At 43.7% G+C, this 19,300-nt stretch carries 19 protein-coding genes and 3 tRNA genes; 15 read left to right on the top strand and 7 right to left on the bottom strand.

From position 1 onward, the window contains the following. The first annotated feature begins 1 nt into the window (after position 1). The gene (locus EYO12_02200) at positions 2–1,381 is read left to right on the top strand and encodes a hypothetical protein (protein ID HIA91909.1); all 1,380 of its coding nucleotides are present in this window, start codon (positions 2–4) and stop codon (positions 1,379–1,381) included. A gap of 56 nt (positions 1,382–1,437) precedes the next feature. On the opposite strand, the gene EYO12_02195 is transcribed toward EYO12_02200, so the two are convergent. Together EYO12_02195 and EYO12_02190 are read right to left on the bottom strand one after the other, a co-directional pair. Further along, positions 1,438–1,941: an SRPBCC domain-containing protein gene (locus EYO12_02195; GenBank protein HIA91908.1), complete on the bottom strand. Its 504-nt coding sequence runs from the start codon at positions 1,939–1,941 to the stop codon at positions 1,438–1,440. Positions 1,942–2,002: 61 nt separating this feature from the next. Beyond that, positions 2,003–2,389 (bottom strand): nuclear transport factor 2 family protein, encoded by a 387-nt coding sequence (locus EYO12_02190; protein HIA91907.1) that lies wholly within the window; start codon positions 2,387–2,389, stop codon positions 2,003–2,005. Positions 2,390–2,520: 131 nt separating this feature from the next. Between EYO12_02190 and EYO12_02185 the strand changes: the two genes are divergently transcribed. Further along, the gene (locus tag EYO12_02185) at positions 2,521–3,105 is read left to right on the top strand and encodes a DUF305 domain-containing protein (GenBank protein ID HIA91906.1); all 585 of its coding nucleotides are present in this window, start codon (positions 2,521–2,523) and stop codon (positions 3,103–3,105) included. Positions 3,106–3,404: 299 nt separating this feature from the next. After that, positions 3,405–4,775, top strand: a complete 1,371-nt coding sequence (locus EYO12_02180) for a hypothetical protein (protein HIA91905.1) — start codon at positions 3,405–3,407, stop codon at positions 4,773–4,775. Positions 4,776–5,115: 340 nt separating this feature from the next. Here the strand turns inward: EYO12_02180 and EYO12_02175 are convergent. Beyond that, positions 5,116–5,191, bottom strand: a tRNA-Gly gene (locus tag EYO12_02175). A gap of 251 nt (positions 5,192–5,442) precedes the next feature. Between EYO12_02175 and EYO12_02170 the strand changes: the two genes are divergently transcribed. The 3 genes from EYO12_02170 (at position 5,443) to EYO12_02160 (ending at position 8,156) form a co-directional block, all read left to right on the top strand. Continuing rightward, entirely contained in the window at positions 5,443–6,747 is a 1,305-nt protein-coding gene (locus EYO12_02170; protein HIA91904.1) for a hypothetical protein, read from the top strand. 26 nt (positions 6,748–6,773) lie between these two features. After that, on the top strand, positions 6,774–7,832 hold the full coding sequence (locus tag EYO12_02165) for a hypothetical protein (protein ID HIA91903.1): 1,059 nt from the start codon (positions 6,774–6,776) through the stop codon (positions 7,830–7,832). A gap of 72 nt (positions 7,833–7,904) precedes the next feature. Beyond that, the gene (locus EYO12_02160; protein ID HIA91902.1) at positions 7,905–8,156 is read left to right on the top strand and encodes a GIY-YIG nuclease family protein; all 252 of its coding nucleotides are present in this window, start codon (positions 7,905–7,907) and stop codon (positions 8,154–8,156) included. Positions 8,157–8,516: 360 nt separating this feature from the next. On the opposite strand, the gene EYO12_02155 is transcribed toward EYO12_02160, so the two are convergent. Beyond that, the gene (locus EYO12_02155) at positions 8,517–9,434 is read right to left on the bottom strand and encodes a hypothetical protein (protein ID HIA91901.1); all 918 of its coding nucleotides are present in this window, start codon (positions 9,432–9,434) and stop codon (positions 8,517–8,519) included. A 151-nt stretch (positions 9,435–9,585) separates the two neighbouring features. Here EYO12_02155 and EYO12_02150 point away from each other — a divergent pair. The 8 genes from EYO12_02150 (at position 9,586) to EYO12_02115 (ending at position 15,885) form a co-directional block, all read left to right on the top strand. Further along, positions 9,586–9,669, top strand: a tRNA-Leu gene (locus EYO12_02150). 174 nt (positions 9,670–9,843) lie between these two features. Beyond that, entirely contained in the window at positions 9,844–10,218 is a 375-nt protein-coding gene (locus tag EYO12_02145) for a hypothetical protein (protein ID HIA91900.1), read from the top strand. An 84-nt stretch (positions 10,219–10,302) separates the two neighbouring features. Further along, complete coding sequence (locus tag EYO12_02140) at positions 10,303–10,962, top strand: hypothetical protein (protein HIA91899.1); 660 nt, start codon at positions 10,303–10,305, stop codon at positions 10,960–10,962. A 60-nt stretch (positions 10,963–11,022) separates the two neighbouring features. Beyond that, positions 11,023–11,580 carry a LemA family protein gene (locus EYO12_02135; protein ID HIA91898.1) on the top strand — a complete coding sequence of 186 codons (558 nt, stop codon included), beginning with the start codon at positions 11,023–11,025 and terminating at the stop codon, positions 11,578–11,580. Between the two features lie 38 nt (positions 11,581–11,618). Next, positions 11,619–12,512 (top strand): protease, encoded by an 894-nt coding sequence (locus EYO12_02130; GenBank protein HIA91897.1) that lies wholly within the window; start codon positions 11,619–11,621, stop codon positions 12,510–12,512. Next, positions 12,512–13,381 (top strand): hypothetical protein, encoded by an 870-nt coding sequence (locus EYO12_02125; GenBank protein ID HIA91896.1) that lies wholly within the window; start codon positions 12,512–12,514, stop codon positions 13,379–13,381. Before EYO12_02130 ends, EYO12_02125 begins: the two co-directional genes overlap by 1 nt. Continuing rightward, positions 13,362–15,368: an NAD-dependent DNA ligase LigA gene (ligA, locus tag EYO12_02120; GenBank protein HIA91895.1), complete on the top strand. Its 2,007-nt coding sequence runs from the start codon at positions 13,362–13,364 to the stop codon at positions 15,366–15,368. Before EYO12_02125 ends, ligA begins: the two co-directional genes overlap by 20 nt. Next, positions 15,361–15,885, top strand: coding sequence for a hypothetical protein (locus EYO12_02115; GenBank protein ID HIA91894.1), 525 nt, complete (start codon positions 15,361–15,363; stop codon positions 15,883–15,885). Before ligA ends, EYO12_02115 begins: the two co-directional genes overlap by 8 nt. On the opposite strand, the gene EYO12_02110 is transcribed toward EYO12_02115, so the two are convergent. The 3 genes from EYO12_02110 to EYO12_02100 all read right to left on the bottom strand — a co-directional run bounded on the left by EYO12_02110 (position 15,866) and on the right by EYO12_02100 (position 17,620). After that, positions 15,866–16,570 carry a hypothetical protein gene (locus EYO12_02110; protein ID HIA91893.1) on the bottom strand — a complete coding sequence of 235 codons (705 nt, stop codon included), beginning with the start codon at positions 16,568–16,570 and terminating at the stop codon, positions 15,866–15,868. The two genes, EYO12_02115 and EYO12_02110, sit on opposite strands and share 20 nt — an antisense overlap. 293 nt (positions 16,571–16,863) lie before the next feature. After that, entirely contained in the window at positions 16,864–17,499 is a 636-nt protein-coding gene (locus tag EYO12_02105; GenBank protein ID HIA91892.1) for a hypothetical protein, read from the bottom strand. 44 nt (positions 17,500–17,543) lie between these two features. Beyond that, a tRNA-Ala gene (locus tag EYO12_02100) sits at positions 17,544–17,620 on the bottom strand. A gap of 62 nt (positions 17,621–17,682) precedes the next feature. On the opposite strand from EYO12_02100, the gene EYO12_02095 reads away from it, so the two are divergent. Then, entirely contained in the window at positions 17,683–19,278 is a 1,596-nt protein-coding gene (locus tag EYO12_02095) for a hypothetical protein (protein HIA91891.1), read from the top strand. Positions 19,279–19,300: the final 22 nt, after the last annotated feature.

The following is a 19,300-nucleotide window of genomic DNA, read 5'->3' as shown; positions in this document are numbered from 1 at the left end:
GATGGCAGAATTCGAATTAGCTCAAACCACGTACAGCAAGTATGTTGCCGAGCAAGAGGTTACAAAGGCGCTGGTTTCTACAGGTGCAGTGTACCTTGGGTTAAAAACAGCAATGGAATATATCAACGCCCCAGAATTTATTTCTACAACTGGCTACAAATATGCGGGAACAATATTTAACAACGAAATAGCAGAGACCAAACCCTTGCACGTATTTTCGTCCGACACCGAAACAGTTTACGACGGGGTTCTTGTTCCGCACGAAGAATCCAATACTACAGAGCAGCTTGCCCAACAGGTTTTTGACATAGTGTACGAACATGCATCTGACCTAGAATCAGGTGTCACAATCAATGTCGAAACCGGTTTTTTTAGCTCTTTTGGAAGAGACCAAGAGGCACTACTGGTCGGAAAGCAACCGCTATACGGCCGAGATGGAAACATTCCACCCGTAGAAGTTTATACCTACGATGGCTCCTATGGTGACGTTATAAGTATGGCGATAGCAGAAATTGTTACAGAGCGTTTATCTGAGGACTTTGGCATAACAGACAGCGTGGTATTTGAAGATTCTATGTTTCAAGAGGATGGCATAACCCTGCCGCTGAGTGTCCAACAGTACACTGCAATCGACGATTTGGCTGGAGAAATAGGATTTTCAAATGGCTACAGTCTACTTGAGGTGTTTAAGGAAGGCACGTCTAATGGTGAAGTAGCTGGACTCGTTCGCGAAGCCATTGAAGACAATGACGGGTTAGAAGAAGACGAAAATTTGCTTATACGCGTAACAAAAGAGTATGACGAAACCGTAGAAAACGTTAACGGGGAAATTAATGAAGTATGCCAAATCGATCTACATGAATATAAATATACTCTCCTAGAAGAGCAGCAACAGCCAACGCCGCTCGCAGCTACAGCTTCACTGCTCTTAGTGTTTGCAGCTACGCTACGTTTTCGGCGAGTTCAACGTGAGTTACGATCCAAAAAAAGTGCATATGACGGCACAGTGGTTCCTGACAAAAAAGACATTAATGCGGCTTTATCGGGCAAGGGTACACTTGAGCAGCGACTAGCAGTCCAAGAATACTCTGAAGCACTCCGCGAAATACCCCAACGGCCATTCATGGATTTGTTACGGAGCAGCTCTAAGTCGGTAGCTTGGTTCGCCGTAAATGGTTTGGCAGCAGCAATCTTTTTTGGTGGTCTTATGAACGGTGAACCTGATGTCGAGCTAGCGGCAGAAGACGAGTTACTGGACTATGTTCCATTTGCATCTCAGTGTGATCAATCTTCGCCCATTGCATTTACGCACCCCGACCCACAGCCAAGTGAATCAAGAAGTGCAGTACTCAACTCTATCTCAGAATTTGTTATCGACTAAATAGCTATAACGTTAAGCATTTGCTAACACAAGTACACAGGTATTTTTGTGATTGCTTACGCAGTTTCTAAAAACCTGTCGAGCTTGTTCATTTGTGAACTAAAGCCTTCGACCATTCCCATTTCAAGCAATTCTTTAATTTGTTCTGCGGTTTCGCAGGTTGCTTTAATTATCATGGTTGTTTTGCCATCTTGTTCTACTAATTGCACGTTAGTTTTTAGGGTCGGCATGTCTTTATTTGGCTCTCCACTTTCATCGCTAAAAACATCGGTGTAGTTAAAGTTAGTTGGTTTATTAATTTGCTCTATAAACATTAAGCCCCACGAATGTTGGTCGTACCAATCGCCTTGGTTTTTGTCGACACAGTGCATGTCGTAGTGAATGCGGCCGCCTTCTTTAAAATCAAATTCTTTTGCTGTTGTTTCCCAGCCTTCTGGGCCCCACCATGCTTCAAAGGTTTCTTTGTCGGCATAGGCTTGCCAAAGTTTTTCGGCCGACCCGTTAAAGGTTCGTTCAATAGTTAGGGTAGTTCCTTCGTGGCTAGCTTTTGTGTTGTTCATTCATCCTCCTTAATAAATTTATCTAGTTTTTCTAATGAATAATCTCAAACAGTTAAATCAGTCAACCAACACAATATCTATAGGATAGGAGGTCATTTTTTTTAATTTTGGCGGTATTGCTGTGATTTTCGAATTCGTACACATCACAAAAAGCAACTTTGTTGTCTTTGTAGGTAATAACTCCGTTGGCCGAACATAGCTTTCCGTGGCTCAAAATGTTTTCTAGGTGCAGTGTGTCGGCCTCTGGTGTATTCATTTCTTTTAGAATGTTTTTAATGCTTTCTTTTCCGGTCCATCTACCTTTGCCAACTACAACCCACTCGGCGTCGTCGCTCATCATATCAACCACTTTGTTCATGTCTGCGTACGCAAAGGCAATGTTGAAGTCTTTTATAAATTGCTTTTTAGGAGCATTGTCACAATCCGCGTCTACAGTAATTTTAGTCATGCATTAAGTGTAGCAAAAAAGACAAACTGAGTTGCCGGCCTTCATATTCTACTGCGATTTTGATTTTGAATGGTTAAGTATTTCTGCAACTTAATGCTTTGATAAAATATAGAAGGTTTAAAGGAGGATTTATGGCAGATCAAGATAGTACCGTTACAAAAAATAAAAATAAATTAAGCAAAGAGCAAAAACAATATTTGCGTTTTGGCGCGATGATAGCCACATCAATGGTGGTTATGCATGTTGTTACATACGTTAATACCTATCAGTTTTCTCATGTTGAACTGAGCGAAACTAGATTCTTTATGACTTTGCTTATGGGCTCAACAATGGCAGTAGTAATGCTAGGGTTTATGTTGGGCATGTACAAGAACGCAAAGATTAATTTTGGGATTGTTTTAGGCAGTATATTGATGTTTGCTCTAGGCACTTTTCTTGTGAGGAGTCAAAACACGGTTGACGATAGCTCGTATATGAATGCAATGATTCCTCATCATTCAATTGCTATTTTAACAAGTGAAAATTCTGAAATTAAAGATAAAAGAGTTTGTGAGCTTGCAGTTGAAATCATTGAAGCACAGCGACGGGAAATTAATGAAATGCAGTGGCTAATTGATGATATAGCAAAAAATGGATATGCGTTTACAGAGGAGCAAGCACAGCAACGTGCGGCGCCTGACTTTGAAGGTAGTTCGATTCGTCAGTGTGAAGGATAGTGCCTGACCTAGAAGTGTATGTTTGATGTGGGTGTGCACTTCTCACCCTGATCTCTGTCGGCCAGGGCCTTGAGTCCTGATCGCAGACCAATTTAAAAAGCCACCTTACGGCAGCTTCATGAATTGGTGCGGGTGAGCCTGCCTGCAGGTAGGCAGGGGGACTCAGTCACGTTGCGCGACCCCGAAAAAACATTTTTTAAAGCAGTACGAGTCGAGAGTTAGTTTAAAGGGATAATCACGCGCAATAGTGACAACGGGTTGAGCTAGTGTTTATAAAATAGTATTGGTAAACTCACATTGTGGACAATGAAAACCAAAACCCTCAAAGCAATACGCCAACTACCGAACAGCCCACTAGCAGCGCCCCCGTATTTATTGGCATGAGCGAAGCACAACCCGAGCCTAACTCTAATACTCCTTCTAAAAAAAGAATTTTTGGCACAATAGCACTAGTAATTGCTTTATTGCTTGCGCTACCGAGTTACTTTTTTTTGACAAAGAATGAAGATAAAACCGTTTCTAGCGCTTCATCATCCAGCAATCAGACATTTTATATACCTAAACAGACTTCTCAGATGCAGAACCCAACTTTAGTAGAATACGAAAACGCCCCTACTGAAAGTGTTTTAACCTACACGATCGGCACCATTCAATTTGGCCAAGGACTTAGCAAAGGGGTGCACACTGTTACACAGTATGAAAAAACCGACGCGTTTAGCCCGCCAGAATCATGTCGTCTAGGGCCAGGCGCATCAAGCGCTGTGAAATGCTTTGCTTATGATCAATCGACTCTTTCGGGCGAAGTCTATGTGTATGAAGGCCAGCGACCGGGAGCAATACAGAACACATCAATTGGGTCATATACCACTGTATTCGCGTTGCTGGGTGACACTGTAGTCCAGATTGAGAGTGCGGACACATCGACTCAGGACGTTATAGATTTAATCTCGTCATTTATTGCTGTACCTGCTTCCGAACTGCCAGAAACCATCACACGCAGTGTTCTGGAGAAAGACAAAGAAGACACCGAGGTTATAGTTAACCAGCTCGAATGGGCCTACGTACCAACGTATATACCAGCTGGTGTGAATGATTTTCATCGATGTGGGACTAATCGAGGATCTTCGGATATTTTTGTCTGTACATTTCAAATTGATGAGTACCCAGGTTTCTTGTCTGATTCTTCATACAAATATCTTGTAGAAAATTATACTGGGTCTGATGGTGAAATTTTGCTGATACTTAGCTTTACACAGATGACACAGTTTCCCTACCAAAAGAACATGGAGCCATTTTTATATAATGATGAAAAGTGCGACATCCAATCGATATACGACTTAGCTATCGCTACCGACGATTCAAGCTTAACGGCATCACGAGAGCTTGAGTCAGAATTTTCGACAGCCGCCCCTCGTGAAGGCGACAGATGCATACAAGTAACCTCGCCTAGAGGAAGGGAGCTAGTGTATGATTCTTTCAAAAATTACCCAGGTTCTATTGAGATACCCAAGCTATTTTACTTCCGTATCGACGACACGATCACAGTACTTCATATGGATAGAGATAACAGCTGGGAGGCTGAAGTGACAGCAAGTTCATTGCCGCAGGCAGATGAAAATTATCTTGATGAACTTTTAAAGTTTATTGATGGATTTGAGCCTGTCAGATAAATTTCTGCTACATTAGTCTCTTTTAAAACTTCATTCGGCCCAGGTCTTGAGCCAATTCATAGCAAGGAAAATGCTCCCCTTAAACGGAGAGCATTTTTCTTGGTGCGGGTGAGCCTGCCTGCCGCCTGCCTGACGGCAGTCAGGGTAGGCGGGGGGACTCCACTCACAGATAAATTTCTTCTAGAAATTTTCCGCGAGCCCGACTCGACTTGGCGACTAATGTCGTCCAGGTCTCCGTCCTTGCGAAATGCAGACATGCATTTCTCACCCTACGGGGCTTGAGTCTCTTCATCGACGACAGACCATTAAAAAAACCGCCCAAAATGGACGGTCCTTTTAATGGTGCGGGTGAGGGGACTCAAACCCCTGGCCTCTTCCTTGGCAAGGAAGCGCTCTATCAACTGAGCTACACCCGCGCGTCAATGGATGCTGTTAGCATTCGTTGACGCGCAATACTACGCGCAAACTTCTGCTGTTTGCTCCATTTCCTTCTAAATTTTCAAACAGACATTTGCATAATAGAAGGAATGTCTTGGTTTAAAAATTTAAGAAACATAAAACTCGTTGAGCTTTGTAGATTTTACCCCAAGTAGCATTGCTTGATCAAGCGGCTAATTAATAGAACATAATTGAAAAATAAACAATAAATAACTATAGTAATTGCAATATGCCGGTACGAAGAAGCACATTTGATGAGGTGGTAAGACAGCGCGATGAAGCTATGGACGAGGCTGGTCGCTACCGTGGACTCATTGAAAGGTCTCAGTCTATAGGCAGTGGCATAGTTAGGGCAGTAGAGCAGCGGTTAGAAGAGGGTGAATTTGAAGAAGACGTTTGGCGGGTAGCTGCCTTTGATGCTGAGCAAGCCCATGTAGAGTCTGTGGTAGGGAAGTTAGCGAAAGCCTTACGAACCGAACAAACTCAAAAGTCTACTGCTAGCCTTATTGGTGAATTCCCGGGCCTTCTAGAAGAGATTAGAGAAAATTATATTAACAACGGGACGTTTGATGCGTTAGCAGCAGAAGAGCAGCTAAAAATGCGCGAGAGTGCACGGGCGATAGTTTTTGGGGAGCTACATCAGCGAGCCAAAGATGAAGCAGCTCAGGATAAAGACAATTTCAAAGACGAAGAGCGTGATAGATATGAAGCGTCATATGAGTTCGCCGACTACAAAAACGAAGTTAGGGCTAGCAATGAAGAACAATGGCGTAGCGAAGTGGAAGCCGACTGTAAGCAGCGTATTGATAAAGAAGAGCAAGAGCGAGAAGAAGCATTTAAAAAGCAGGCTGCCAAGGAATTCATGGAGTCTGAAGAAGCAGCGCGCTATAGACAGGAAAGACGAGCTAAACTAGAAGAGGAGTGGGCCGAGCTGTCGCAGGTAGCGGTGTTAGAGACAATAGACGCCGACACATTGATGCAAATTCGAGCTAAGGAGCAGGCCCAGGCGCTTAGGCAGAGAGAGCGTGAATTGGACATAACTGAACTGCGGGATGAATTTACCTCAGGCAACGGAATAAGTGTTGACCGTTTTAAAAACGGTGATGAGCTGGTTTTGTATTTAGGTTCTAAATCTACACCGATCGAAGAATACACTGTCCGCACTAGGCATGGGTATCCAGAAAAAAAGCAGCGCAGGATATCGATTTTACACCAAGTTCGGTCACTTCGCTTAACTCGAGTTGCAGAAGGGTTTGTGGTTGATAGTGACTCATTGGCAGAAGTTGACTCCCATTTTGTTCCGTATATTGAAGATAATGTTGTCCCCGAAGGAACAGTTGTCGATGTAGGCAGGGTCATGACAGATGAATCTGGCGACACGCAGCTTTCACCAGCAATAAAACAAGGGATAGAGCCGTTTTATAGGTCACACGCCAACGGAAATAGCCCAACTGGAATGGGCTGCAAGCTAGTGGGGTTATCGGTTAACGGTCACGACATAGTGCAGTTCGACAGGATAGAAGTAAGTCGCTAAAACCATAAGTGTTATACTTTAGCTGAATGAAACATCGACCAGTTTGGCAGCGACTACTTGTATGGTTTTTTGGGCTTATTGCGAGCCTGAGTTTGAGTGTTTTTATTGTGGTGTCTATTGTAAACAGCACGGTGCTCGACAAAGCCTTTATGAAAGAAATCATTACCAGCGAAGGCGTATTTACCCTTATTGGCGACACAGTGGCAGAGGGCATTAGCGAGAACGATGTCGACCAAAGTGTGGTTGAAATTGAGTCAATCGTAAACGACTATATTGATTACGAGGCCTTTGCGCAGTCGTCGAGCAGTTTTATTGACAGTGTTTTTAATTGGCTTGAAGGAACAACACCGGATATTGATTTTGACATTCAAGTATTGGGGTCTCAGGCAGAATTTAAGTCGTTTATAGAAGAACTTTTGGTGGTAAAGTTGAGTGGGCTTGAAGACTGTCGGTCGCAAGAAGAAACAAACAGAGCCCTAAAAGAGCCGTTTTCTGCCGAATGTAATCCGCCAGGGTTTAACGCCGAAACTGCCGGTGATTTTTTAGCGACTGTGCCAGACGAGCAATTTAACGAACTGTATGAGTCGGCGCAACTAACAGACGAACAGCTCGATTTTAATGAGGCCGAGGTAGAGAATTTACCAGACATTTATAGCGCGCTGCAGGCATTGCCGTTTGCCGCACTGAGCGCTGCGTTTATTGCCCTAGCGGCAGCGGTTGCAATAATTCGTACACCAAGTGAGAGCATGAAATTCGTCGGGAAAAACCTTATAAAACCAAGCTTTGGAGTGTTTGTTATTGGGCTGCTTGTATTTGTAATTTTTAAACTACCAACCCGCGCTGCTGAGGAGATTCAAACTCAACTAAGTTCGCCAAGTAGCTCCTTGCAAGATATAGCTGCATTAATCCAAGACAGAGGTGCAAGCCTAACGTTCTTATATGCTGGCACCATGTTTGCAATTGGCCTCGCCCTTTATATTTTTGGTCGACGAATCCATTTTGAACGAAAGCCCAACAGCTTTAAGCACTTAGTTGAAACCGAAGTAACGCACGATTTTAGTGAGATTGACTCAAGAAAACGCTAAAAATAAGCTACAATAGTTCAAGTTTGGTGCGTTGGCCCTGCCTACCGTCAGGCAGGCGAGAAGTTAGTTTATATGGCAGAAAAATTCTATGTTTACATATTAAAAAGCACTAAACAAAACAGAATTTATATTGGTCATACTCAAGATGTAACAAACAGATTGCATCGGCATAACTCCGGATATGTAAAATCAACTCAGCCATATCGCCCGTGGATACTTTTGGAATTACACCCATTTAAATCAAGAAACGAAGCAGTCGCAGCAGAAAAGTATTTTAAAACTAGTCAACAAAGAGAGTTTATTAAAAAACGACATCAGCTATAATAGCCTAAATGGCGCGTTGGCCGAGAAGTTAGGTACAGCTCTGCAAAAGCTGCTAGACGGGAGCGTTACCCGTACGCGCCTCCAAAGAAAAAATTTAGTATAGGTCTGTCGTACCTTCGGTAGATCTCCCGCAGGGAGACAAAACCTAGTAGACGGGAGCGTTACCCGTACGCACCTCCACGTCAGATAAATATCAATTGATTCTGTGTTTAAAAACAAGTTTTTAAATAAATTCATCAAAACGATTATCTTCCTTTTAAATCGATGAATCCTCTCATCGATTTATTAAATGAAAGTAAACCCCAAAGAAATAAAAGAACCGCTCAGGCAGAGCGGTTCTTTGGTTTTTAGTTACAATGTTTATTTGCTTAAGAAAGCGTCTAGAAGACCGTTTTTGCTTTTAACAAAGGCTGAGATTGCACCACCAAGTGTTGGGATGGCAAGCAAGCTTGCACCAGCACCTGTGTTAGGGAGTGAAGTTACTTCACGCTCTACAACTGTGTTAGTACGAGTAACAACTACTTCGTCTTTACACGCTTCGTGGTTAGGGTCTGCGTAGTCATCAGCATCGTCTTCATCAACTGTTACAAATTCACCGTTTTCGGTGTTACAGCGAACAACTTCTCGTTCGGTTACAGTTTCTGTAACGGTTGTTGTGTCTCTACACGCTTCGTGGTTTACGTCAGCGTAGTCATCTGCTTCGTCTTCTGGCACTGTTACAAATTCACCAGTTTCTGTGTTACAGCGTACTACTTCTGTTTCTGTAACTACTTCAGGTGGCTCTTCACACGCTGGGTTATCGACAATAACTGCCAACATTCGTCGTTCATCGTAGAATGGACCTTCTGGGTATTGGTGATCTGGATCAGCTCGGTCACTTCCGCGTACCAAGTCGATTTGGATCTTACATCCAAAACCATCACGTTCAGTTGTAGGAAGGTTAGTAGTAATGCTTGCTACAGGGTGTGCACGGTTATAGCCAGTAGTATCGCTGTAGTCAAAACGTCCGCCATCAGAACCATAGAAAAGTTGGTCCTTAAGGTTTTCGTTACAGCCTTCAGGTCGACATAGCCATACAGCTAGGTTTACTGTTGTTTCAGTACAGTCTTCTGGGCCGCTCATGCTAAACGTACCAGTTACTGTGTTGCCGTTAACTTCAATACCACCGTAGTCGCCGCTAACTTGACATTCTGTTGATTGAGCAGCTGCTGGTGAACCGTAGGTAAAAAACGCACCTACACCCATAAGCAGAAATGCTGCGAGTAATAATTTCTTCATTTACAAACTCCTTTGTTAATTACAACCACCTCTAGTTGTTGTATTTATATTATCATATTATAGTGCTTGTGTAAAGAATGTTAAATAAAAAACTTATGCTTTGGATTACTATTGCCAATTTTACAGATGACACTTAGAATATTACGAGTCCGGGCGAGTGATGGAATTGGTATACATAGCGGACTTAAAATCCGTGCCTTTTGGCATGAGGGTTCGAGCCCCTCCTCGCCCACCAAATAAGAAATGACCCGATTTTGGGTCTTTTTTTATTGTGAGCTGAGGATGAAAACCAATTTCTTGGTTTTCGTGTGGCATCGAACAGGCGGAGCGCGGCTTGCCCTTACGTGGCAAACCGCGAGCAGCCTAGTATTCTTGCATTATATAAACGCTAGCGTCTATAGTAGAGGTAATGTCTACAGCAGAACAGCCGGTTGCTACCAATAACCCTATGCTTGCTGTGCCTCCTTTTTCGGAAATGCCAAAAACTGATCTTGAGCAGCTTGCACACGATCAGCTCAGAATTTATGACGAAGAAAATCCCACCGCCCACGAGTTGGTACTGGCAGAAGCAAGCATAGAGCTAATCAAGCAAGAGCTAAGACGTCGCACAAAACAAGAAATATTAGCCTCGGCTGGGGGTATGATTACTACTGTTAGACAGGGCGTAACCGAGTCTGCAAAATCGAGCGCAGAATGGGTTGCAGGGGTAGTTGGTCGAAGAGTGTCTGGCCTTTTGGGCAAGGCAGCTATGGTTCACTTTATGTTTTTTGACAAAGACGATTGATTTTACCATAGAGTTTATGGTTAAATATTTGTAATCGCATAAAATCAAAAACGCGAGAGACAAAAACAGAGGAAAATTAAAAAAGTGAATGGTGATATAGCGGCAACTAAAGCCGTTCAAAAAAACAATGCATTATCAAGCGCACACGTAGACTTAGCGCATGCTGAGGATTTTGTGCCGCCTTCTCAAGAACCACCTGTACCTCCTGCACCGGTTGTTTCTCAGCCAGAACCAGTACAGGCGCCACAAAGCAGCTCGAAATTATGGTGGATAGTTGGAGCAATTGCTGCGCTGGTGATTATCGGTGGTCTTGGAACGCTCTTATTGATGAATAGAGGTGAGCCAGAGCCAGAACCAACAACACCGCCGGTTGTGCAGCAAGAGGTTTGTGAGTATGACGCCACGCTACTAGCCGACGACCCCGACTGTGTTGAGGTTGAAACTTGTGAATTTAATGCAAGTCTTGAAGCTGACGACCCTAATTGTTTTGAACCGTGTGAATTTGACGCAACACTAGCAGCCGATAGCCCAGATTGTATTACTCCGCAAGTTGAAGAAGCTCCACCGTGTCAATACAATGCCACCATACTAAGCACAGACCCAGACTGTGTTAAGCCAGAGCCTTGCCCGTACAGCGACATACTTACTGCCGACGACCCAGACTGTGTTGAGCCAGAACCGGTTGATACCGAATCTGAACCAGAAGAAGAAGCTGAACTTCCAGATACTGGCGACGCAAAATAAGCCGCTACCACTTTAGCTATAAAATTTGTTAAAATGTAAACAATTAAAAAGAGGTATGTAATGACAGTATTAATTGTTTTGCTTATAGTCGCTGGTGCGCTAGTGCTGTGGCTGATCGGTGTGTATAACGGTCTTGTGAAGTCAAACGTCCGCGTAGACGAAGCGTGGAGTGATATTTCGGTACAACTAAAGCGACGCTACGACTTGATCCCAAACTTGGTCAGCACCGTTAAAGGTTTTGCTAAACAAGAAAAAGAAGTTTTTGAAAACGTAACTAAAGCCCGAGCGAATGCTATTAACGCTACTGGTAGTCCAGCCGAGCAAGCTCAGGCAGAAAACATGTTTACCGGAGCATTAAAAAGCCTGTTTGCAGTTGCTGAGGCTTACCCACAGCTTAAGTCAGACCAAAACTTCTTGGCGCTACAAAGCGAACTAAGTGATACAGAAAACAAAATTCAAGCATCTCGCCGCTTTTACAATGGCGCTGCGCGTGACTTAAACATTAAGATCAAAGTGTTTCCTACAAATTTATTCGCACGTTCATTAGGTTTTACTGAACGAGAATTCTTTGAAGTCGAGAACGAAGTAGAAAAACAAAACGTTCAAGTTTCTTTCTAATATTTTTCATTGCAACAGGACAGGGGTAAATTTTAGATATGTATTCTAAGATTGCAGAAAATAAACGTAAAACGGTGTATTTAGTCCTCGGTTTATTTGGACTAATCATACTAATAGGGTACGTTATTTCTGTTTTGTACGACAGTCCAAGTATTACGCTTTTTGTTGGTGTTGGTGCGGTGATTTACACCCTGTTTAATTACTACGCTGCCGACAAAGTTGCGCTAAGTATTTCAAGAGCCAAGCAAGTCGACGCGTCAAGCGCTCCTCGTTTATACAAAACAGTTGAAAACCTCACTATTGCTACAGGCATGCCCATGCCTAAGGTCTATATTATGAACGACCCAGCCCCTAATGCTTTTGCAACCGGGCGAGATCCAGATCATGCCAGTGTGGCCGCCACCACAGGTCTACTTGATATGTTAAGCGACAGCGAGCTGGAAGGTGTTATGGCGCATGAACTAAGTCACGTCGCCAACTACGATATACGAGTTACCACTATAGTTTTTGGCATGTTTAGTGTTATTTCGCTCATTAGTGACTTCTTTTTGCGTAGTTTATGGTGGGGCGGCGGTAGCCGAGACAGAAATAATAATGGCGTGACGTTGTTGATTGGTATTGGGGTGTCAATTTTAGCTGCAATGGTCGCGAGCTTAATCCGCATGGCTGTGTCGCGGCAACGGGAATATTTGGCCGATGCATCAGGAGTTATGATGACTCGTTACCCGGACGGACTAGCCAGCGCCTTACAAAAAATAGGCAGTTATTCGCGTCCGACTAGTAGCGGCAGTAGTGCAACCGCTCATATGTTTTTTGAAAACCCTCTTAAAAAGACCGACAAAAACGCCGGTTTTATTGCGAACTTATTTAGCACTCACCCGCCGATTGCCAAACGAATTGAGCGTATTAACCAAGCCGGAACTCAATTGTAGTGGTACAGAAAAAAACTACAAAAACTAAAAAGGCTGTTAAAAAATCGAGTAAAACGACTGATGCTAAGCAAGATCAAAAGCACAAAAAAAGCCAAAAAAAAGAAGCCAAGCGTTATAAAAAATTAAAATTACTGCCGTTTTGGCGAATTGCATGGGAGGCAGTTAAGGTATTGTGGTCAATTAAGCGGCAGTTTGGCATATTTTTTGTTGCCCATTCATTACTTATCGTGTTTGTAATTAGTGACGAAATACTACAAACCAATGCCCAAGTATATTTTGGCGTAATAGTCGCACTGTTGATCAGCATGATGTATATCCATTTATTGCGCGAAGCCGCGAGAGAAAACCCAAAACCAAAAGTACAAACGTCATTTTTTGATGGTCCAAGCCAGATAATGGGCTTTATAACGTTATTGTCTTTGACAATTATCCAAATACTGCCATTTGCTTTCGGTGCACTTATTTTTCAAATTGCCATTGCTTCCGACATCGCCATACTGCTGTGGGAGCAAATCGCTTTTGGAATACTGTGGTTTATTTTGTCGTTGCCAAGCATGTACTGGCTTAGCACAACGTTGATGTCTCTTTTAATTGTTACCATTCCCGATGTCCGCCCGGTGGCTGCATGGCAGGCTGCTAAACAGCTAGTTAAAGGCTTTACGATTCAGGTTACGTGGCGAGTTTCGGTGTTTTTAATTATATATTCAGCTCTTTTGGTAGCGGCAGTTGTCGGTGCTTTTGCAGTGGGGCGTGAGGTGTTTGGTTTGCAAATACCAAACTACTCAATTGCAGTATTGGTTCCGTTGTTTTGGAGTTACGTATTTGTGTTATATAGAGATTTATTGAGCTATGAAAAAAAGCGAAGCTAAAGCCCGACTAGAAAAACTGCGCAAGGAAATAAACGACTATCGGTATAACTACCATGTACTAAACAAGTCGACGATGTCAGAGGCTGCAGCCGATGGCTTGAAGCATGAGCTAACCCAGCTAGAAGCCGAGTACCCTGATTTGATCACAGCCGACTCTCCTTCGCAACGGGTTGCCGGTGCTCCAGCCGAAGGCTTTAGTAAAGTTGAACACAGCCAGCGAATGCTTAGCTTAAATGATGTGTTTGACTTTGACGAGCTCGACAAGTGGTACGAACGGTTACTGAAACTAAACCCTGACTGGGATAAAAAAGTCTTAGCTGACTTAAAGCTCGACGGCTTAGCCTGTGCTTTGATCTACCAAGACGGTGTACTAACCACCGCTGTTACCAGAGGTGACGGATATGTCGGCGAGGATGTAACGCAAAATGTAAAAACTATCCAGACAGTTCCGCTCCGTTTGCGAGGCGATACTATTAATCCGGTTTTTTTGACAGGCAGGCTTGAAGTGCGCGGTGAAATTATTTTAGAAAATAAGGACTTTGAAGGGCTTAACAAGGAACGCGAGCAGGCAGGCCTTGAGCAGTACGCGAATCCACGGAACACCGCAGCAGGATCAATTCGTCAGCTTGACTCAAGTCTAGTAGCTGCCCGACCGCTTAAGTTTCACCCATACGCTGTTTTTCACGACAACATAACAACTAAGAAGCAAGAATATGAAGTAACCAACAGCTTAGGGTTTATTACTAATACATACGCCACCGTTTGCAATAGCCCGCGCGAAGCTAAGGATTATATTACCGACAGGGAACAAAAGCGCACAGGCTTGCCCTATAACACTGACGGGGTAGTATTGACAGTCAATGATCGACAGGCTTTTGTAGATTTTGGGGTTGTCGGCAAAGCTCCACGTGGAGCCTGCGCGTATAAATACCCAGCAGAACAGGCTACGACAAAAATAATGGACATTGTTATTAGCATTGGTCGCACAGGGGCCGCCATACCGGTAGCAATAATGGAACCAGTCTTGGTAGCGGGCAGTACGGTTCAGCGTGCAACGCTCCATAACGAAGACGAGATTGCTCGCAAAGATATTCGTATTGGTGACACGGTAATTATTCAAAAAGCTGGTGATATCATTCCAGAGGTAGTTCGACCAATCGAAAGTCTGCGTGATGGCAGCGAAAAACCCTACGATATACAAAAAGCCCTCGCTGATCACCCGCTGGAGTTTAAAAGAAAAGACGGTGAAGCCGTGTGGCGAGCAGTGAATTTAAACGACCCAGAAATTTTTAAACGCAGCTTGCAGCATTTTGTCAGCAAGGGTGCATTGGACATTGATGGAATGGGCAAAAAAGTTGTAGAACTGTTGGTAGACCAAAACTTGGCAACCGATTTAGCTGACATTTACAGCCTAACTTACACTGATATCTACAACCTAGAAGGCTTTGCCGAAAAATCGGCCCAACAGCTAATAGACGCCATTGCTGAAAAGAAAAACCCCGAACTAGCACGATTCATCTTTGGGCTTGGCATTCGTCACGTTGGCAAACAAACCGCCCTTGATTTAGCCAAAAAATACGGCACGTTAGAGAACTTTCTGAACGCAAGCTTCGAAGAGTTAGAAGAAATAGAGGGCGTTGGCGAAGTGGTTGCGCATTCAATTGAGGAATGGCTATCGGCCGACCAAACAATAGCTATGCTAGAGAAATTTAAGGCTAACCACGTTTGGCCACAGCCATATAAACAAACTACAGGAAGCATGACTGGTCAAAAGGTAGTAATTACTGGTTCGCTACCTGGCTATGGCCGCGAAGAAGGTTTTGAATTAGTTCGAAAAAATGGCGGAGAAGTCCAGTCGTCTGTAAGTAAAGACACGACAATGTTGGTTGTCGGTGAAAAGCCAGGCGCAAGTAAACGTAGAAAGGCCGCTAGCTTAGGTGTGTCTGAAGTAACAGCTAAAGAATTTTTGGAGAAAATACATGCATAAAGATAGTTTTGAACGCCATGTAGAAAAATATTTTAACGATGTCGACCAAACAGAGCTCGGGGACTTGTTAGAAAAACCGACTGCTATAGGCTGGAAAGTTGCCGGCTCCGATTTTCACAGCTCTTTAAGAGCAATAATGGAGTTTTGGGGTGGAGTGGAGCAGGTGCATATAGGCACAGTTAACGATAGAAAAATTGCTAGCTTGGTGTTTTCGGAAAGTTTTGCGCGAGGCATACAAGTGGTGAAATTAATGCAACGTCGCCCTGGATCAAGCGACGAGATTGGCACAGTTGATCATGTCGATTTTTTCGTTACGGATATCGATGCTGCACATCGTCGAGCTGAAGGATCAGGCTTGCTGGTTGAGGCTCAGGCCAATGATGCCCACAGTTGGTTATCCGCTACGCTTGAGGGCGAGCATTTTACACGCGAGATTAAGTTTGTTGACCGCAGCGTTTTAGCAATCGGAGTACGATCTCTTGCGGATGCCGAACAATCTATAATGGGAGATGAATAAAGCGTTTAAGCACCTCTTTTGCAGCACTAAAGTCTTTTGGCTCTACGTCATCTATTTGGTTCCGGACATAGCTTTGGTACAGCTTTAGGCGAAAAGTTAGTTTTTCATCATCGAGCTCTGGATGATACTGAACACCCCAGGCGTTTTTGTAGCGCATAGCTTGAATCGGGGAGTTGTGATTAGTTGCTAACACCTCAACATGGTTGGGAACAGACAGAACGGATGTTTTATGAGCGGTTGAAACGAAAAACGTTTCTGGTAGATCGCTAAATAACGGGTCATTGCGAGCTGCTGCACTTTGTTCGAGTTGAACTGTGCCAGTTTCTTCGTGTTTGGGACTGGGTTGAACATTGCCACCAAAGACGTCACCCAATATCTGATGGCCAAGGCATACTCCAAAAATGTGTTTTCCTTTGTCAACTTGTTCGGCTAAAAACGGGCGGAACGAGTCGAGCATAGCAAAATAGTGGTCATGGTCAGGATGCTCGTACCCTGTTTCACCGCTGCCGCCAATTATAATTTTGTCTGATTGAGCAGCTAATTTTCGTACTAATTGCCAGTCAGTGTTTGGGTTGAGCAGGTTCACGGTTTGAATTTGGTGGTAAGGAAGTTCCAGTGCGTCACAAAAGCATTTAAGTTCATGCCAACCAGCAGCGTCACTTCTAAACTGTAAGAGTAGAACCATGTTTTAAGTATAACCACTTTATATAAATAAGCTGTAAAATTTAGTTAATTACTAGATCACAGCCCTATAATCATTCGTACGCAGTAGACTTTCCATCGCGATTAATCCAAATCAACAAACCACAATCGCGCAGCTACTATACAAAAATTGACGATCGTAAAAATCTGTATAGTTCAGACACGTAAGCAAATTTTATTGCCTCGTAGCTTTTTTTTGGTTATGCTTAAAGACAGTGTGAGGCTCGCTGTTCGTGTGAACAGGGGGCTTTATTTATTATTGCTCTCTGGGTGGGATCACAGGAGCTGCTTGGAGTTTTGTAAAAACATGTAGAAACTATTTCTCTTCCCTCCGTACCCTGAAGCACAGTAAAGTCTCTCTAATTCAAGCCAAAATTCTCCACCATTTTTTTCTATCCCCGCTACTTCTAATCCAGCTTTATCTGCAAATAAACTAAATTCATCAATATTCATAATTTCTGGTGTTAGCGTTTCTCGAAGTACAACTATCCCAGTATCTGGGTCAAGTAAACGCGACACCTCTTGCAGTAGCCGCTGTGTGTGCTCAGAATTATCTGCGATTTGTGGATCTGTAAAAACATTACTAAGCACCACCTCGTGAGCTAACCCTGAAGGAAGTTCTGTTGTAGGGTCATAGACTTCTAGAGAAGCATTTATCTTTTGGAATCCCACTTTAGCCGCAGGATGCTGAAGCGCCTCTTTAACTAATAAATCACCAATTTCTTTAGTGCAGCGCAACCAAGACTCTACCCCTATATATTTAGCGGTAGTTTCGTAAAAGCTTGGATTATTTATCCAAATTGGATGTTCGCCGTGACCTATTTCGACAACAGTGTATGGATCGACGAAGAAACGTTCAGGTGACCCAATAATAAGCTGTTCTTGTGGTGTGGTTACAGTAGTCGATGGCATTAGGATATAATACAATAAAGTATGAAAAATACAATAGTCTGAATTGGTGGAGCTATGGGGATTCGAACCCCAGACCTCTTCGCTGCCAGCGAAGCGCTCTAGCCAGCTGAGCTATAGCCCCGTAGCTGATAATTCTACCAGAAAAATAATAAACTCTAGAAAAAATAATATACAATTAAAATAATGAGACGCGAGGGTTCGACAGTCGAGTACTACACGACGCCAATTGGTGAGTATGGTGGCGGGCAAGTCGCTAGTATTTCAGAGCATGAGTCATATGTCATTGATTATGGCGATGACACCTTGGGGTTTTACGAGCCAGTTTTTAACCGCATTGTCACAATTGGCGACGGGTCGTTTATAAATGAGCAGTCAGTTGGCGAAGGGGCGCACGCTGCAGAGCAGTTTATTGTAGAACTGTGGAAGTACGGCGGGCTTAGTTCGAGTACGCGCCAACTTAGTGAAACAGAAGCACGTAGTATAAAGCCTGACATTGGCCGATGGTCACGAGCGCAGCACCAAATAACTTCGGTAATTGCGGCGGTTGAGTACGGCTGCTCCGCTCAACAAGTAATGGTTATGGCGTTTCATGATGAAGCGCATTTACTCGGTTCGCATGACACCGAAATTTTATTTCAGCCAAAACACAAAGGCAATCATCACGACGAAGTGCTTGGCGAAAACGGTGAGCGAAGTGGGTTTTATGACCACTTGCGTGACATAGGGCTAGTTGAAGGTAATAGGTTTGTTGGTATCGATATGACTCTTGATGATCTCGTTAAGGAAGAGACAGAGACGGGTATACTTTGCCAGCCGAATGGCTTTATGGAAATTGACCGATTTTACATTGCTTCAGAAGGGTATATTTGGGCGGCCCCCAAAAATGATATACAAGAGTCACTGCAACATATACAGCACATGCACAACACACCCTATGGCGAACAGTTGGTGTTTACGAATATTGATGCAGCGGTTTTATGGAAGCGCACACAAGCACGTTTACAAGCCGAAAACTGGGCAGAACCAGTTCGATTTACTGTTGCCGACCTTGCAAACCAGCAAATTAAATTTGCGCTAGCTTCGTCGCATACGGATTTTAATTATGTGAATCAAGCCCACCCGAGCGATACATTATATGTGGCCCACGAAGACCACCAAGAGCACCTGCGGGCAGCAGGTAATCGCCACGGTTTTATAAACACTACAAGTAGAATTATTGATGCCATCGTTGCTCAGCAGCGACCGGTTCATGCTGAGTATAGTTTCGCCAACCCCTATACTGGCCCCGACCATTTACCTGATTGGCTCCATATGGGACAGGTTAGGCTCGACGTCGATGACGAGCAGCATACTAAATTAATTGGCGGTAGCGACCCCACGCACATAGTTATCGAATTACGGGCTCAAAAAGACCGATATCTTGACCCTGTGGTTAAGCTTGATGGCGTTGATTTTTTCCGAACATCAAGTATTCCCGCAATTGCGGGGGCTGTAGGTGCGGTGAAGGCCAATGGCAATAAAGCCCGTCAGGTTGTGATCGATCTTACAAAATTTAAAGACATTGACGGTAATCCGTTAACGCTAGAAGACAGAAGAGCACTCCATAACGGCTTTCGGCTTATTCAGCGTAAGTGGAATGAAGTTTTACAAAAACCGAAAATGACCAAAGAGCAGTTTACGGCACACATGCAAAGACAGAATGCTCGCTACAAAGAACTTGGCAAAATTGTTGCCGAAACTAATTTAGAACAAAGCAGCTTGGAAATCGCTGCAGCCTAGTCATTGCAACAGATGGGCGGTA

The sequence above is a fragment of the Candidatus Saccharibacteria bacterium genome, from assembly GCA_012965045.1.
In the GTDB taxonomy this organism is placed as follows: domain Bacteria; phylum Patescibacteriota; class Saccharimonadia; order Saccharimonadales; family DTSZ01; genus DTSZ01.
The sequence above is the reverse complement of the archived record's forward strand: the minus strand, read 5'-3'. Positions and strand labels throughout refer to the sequence as shown.

Excerpts from the sequence above, each read along its gene's own strand:
- EYO12_02135 (HIA91898.1), top strand. The coding sequence starts at position 11,023 with ATGACAGTATTAATTGTTTTGCTTATAGTCGCTGGTGCGCTAGTGCTG.
- EYO12_02095 (HIA91891.1), top strand. The coding sequence starts at position 17,683 with ATGAGACGCGAGGGTTCGACAGTCGAGTACTACACGACGCCAATTGGT.
- EYO12_02190 (HIA91907.1), bottom strand. The coding sequence starts at position 2,389 with ATGACTAAAATTACTGTAGACGCGGATTGTGACAATGCTCCTAAAAAG.
- EYO12_02145 (HIA91900.1), top strand. The coding sequence starts at position 9,844 with ATGTCTACAGCAGAACAGCCGGTTGCTACCAATAACCCTATGCTTGCT.
- EYO12_02155 (HIA91901.1), bottom strand. The coding sequence starts at position 9,434 with ATGAAGAAATTATTACTCGCAGCATTTCTGCTTATGGGTGTAGGTGCG.
- EYO12_02110 (HIA91893.1), bottom strand. The coding sequence starts at position 16,570 with ATGGTTCTACTCTTACAGTTTAGAAGTGACGCTGCTGGTTGGCATGAA.
- EYO12_02130 (HIA91897.1), top strand. The coding sequence starts at position 11,619 with ATGTATTCTAAGATTGCAGAAAATAAACGTAAAACGGTGTATTTAGTC.
- EYO12_02195 (HIA91908.1), bottom strand. The coding sequence starts at position 1,941 with ATGAACAACACAAAAGCTAGCCACGAAGGAACTACCCTAACTATTGAA.
- EYO12_02115 (HIA91894.1), top strand. The coding sequence starts at position 15,361 with ATGCATAAAGATAGTTTTGAACGCCATGTAGAAAAATATTTTAACGAT.
- EYO12_02160 (HIA91902.1), top strand. The coding sequence starts at position 7,905 with ATGGCAGAAAAATTCTATGTTTACATATTAAAAAGCACTAAACAAAAC.
- EYO12_02165 (HIA91903.1), top strand. The coding sequence starts at position 6,774 with ATGAAACATCGACCAGTTTGGCAGCGACTACTTGTATGGTTTTTTGGG.
- EYO12_02105 (HIA91892.1), bottom strand. The coding sequence starts at position 17,499 with ATGCCATCGACTACTGTAACCACACCACAAGAACAGCTTATTATTGGG.
- EYO12_02200 (HIA91909.1), top strand. The coding sequence starts at position 2 with ATGGCAGAATTCGAATTAGCTCAAACCACGTACAGCAAGTATGTTGCC.
- EYO12_02170 (HIA91904.1), top strand. The coding sequence starts at position 5,443 with ATGCCGGTACGAAGAAGCACATTTGATGAGGTGGTAAGACAGCGCGAT.
- EYO12_02185 (HIA91906.1), top strand. The coding sequence starts at position 2,521 with ATGGCAGATCAAGATAGTACCGTTACAAAAAATAAAAATAAATTAAGC.
- ligA (HIA91895.1), top strand. The coding sequence starts at position 13,362 with ATGAAAAAAAGCGAAGCTAAAGCCCGACTAGAAAAACTGCGCAAGGAA.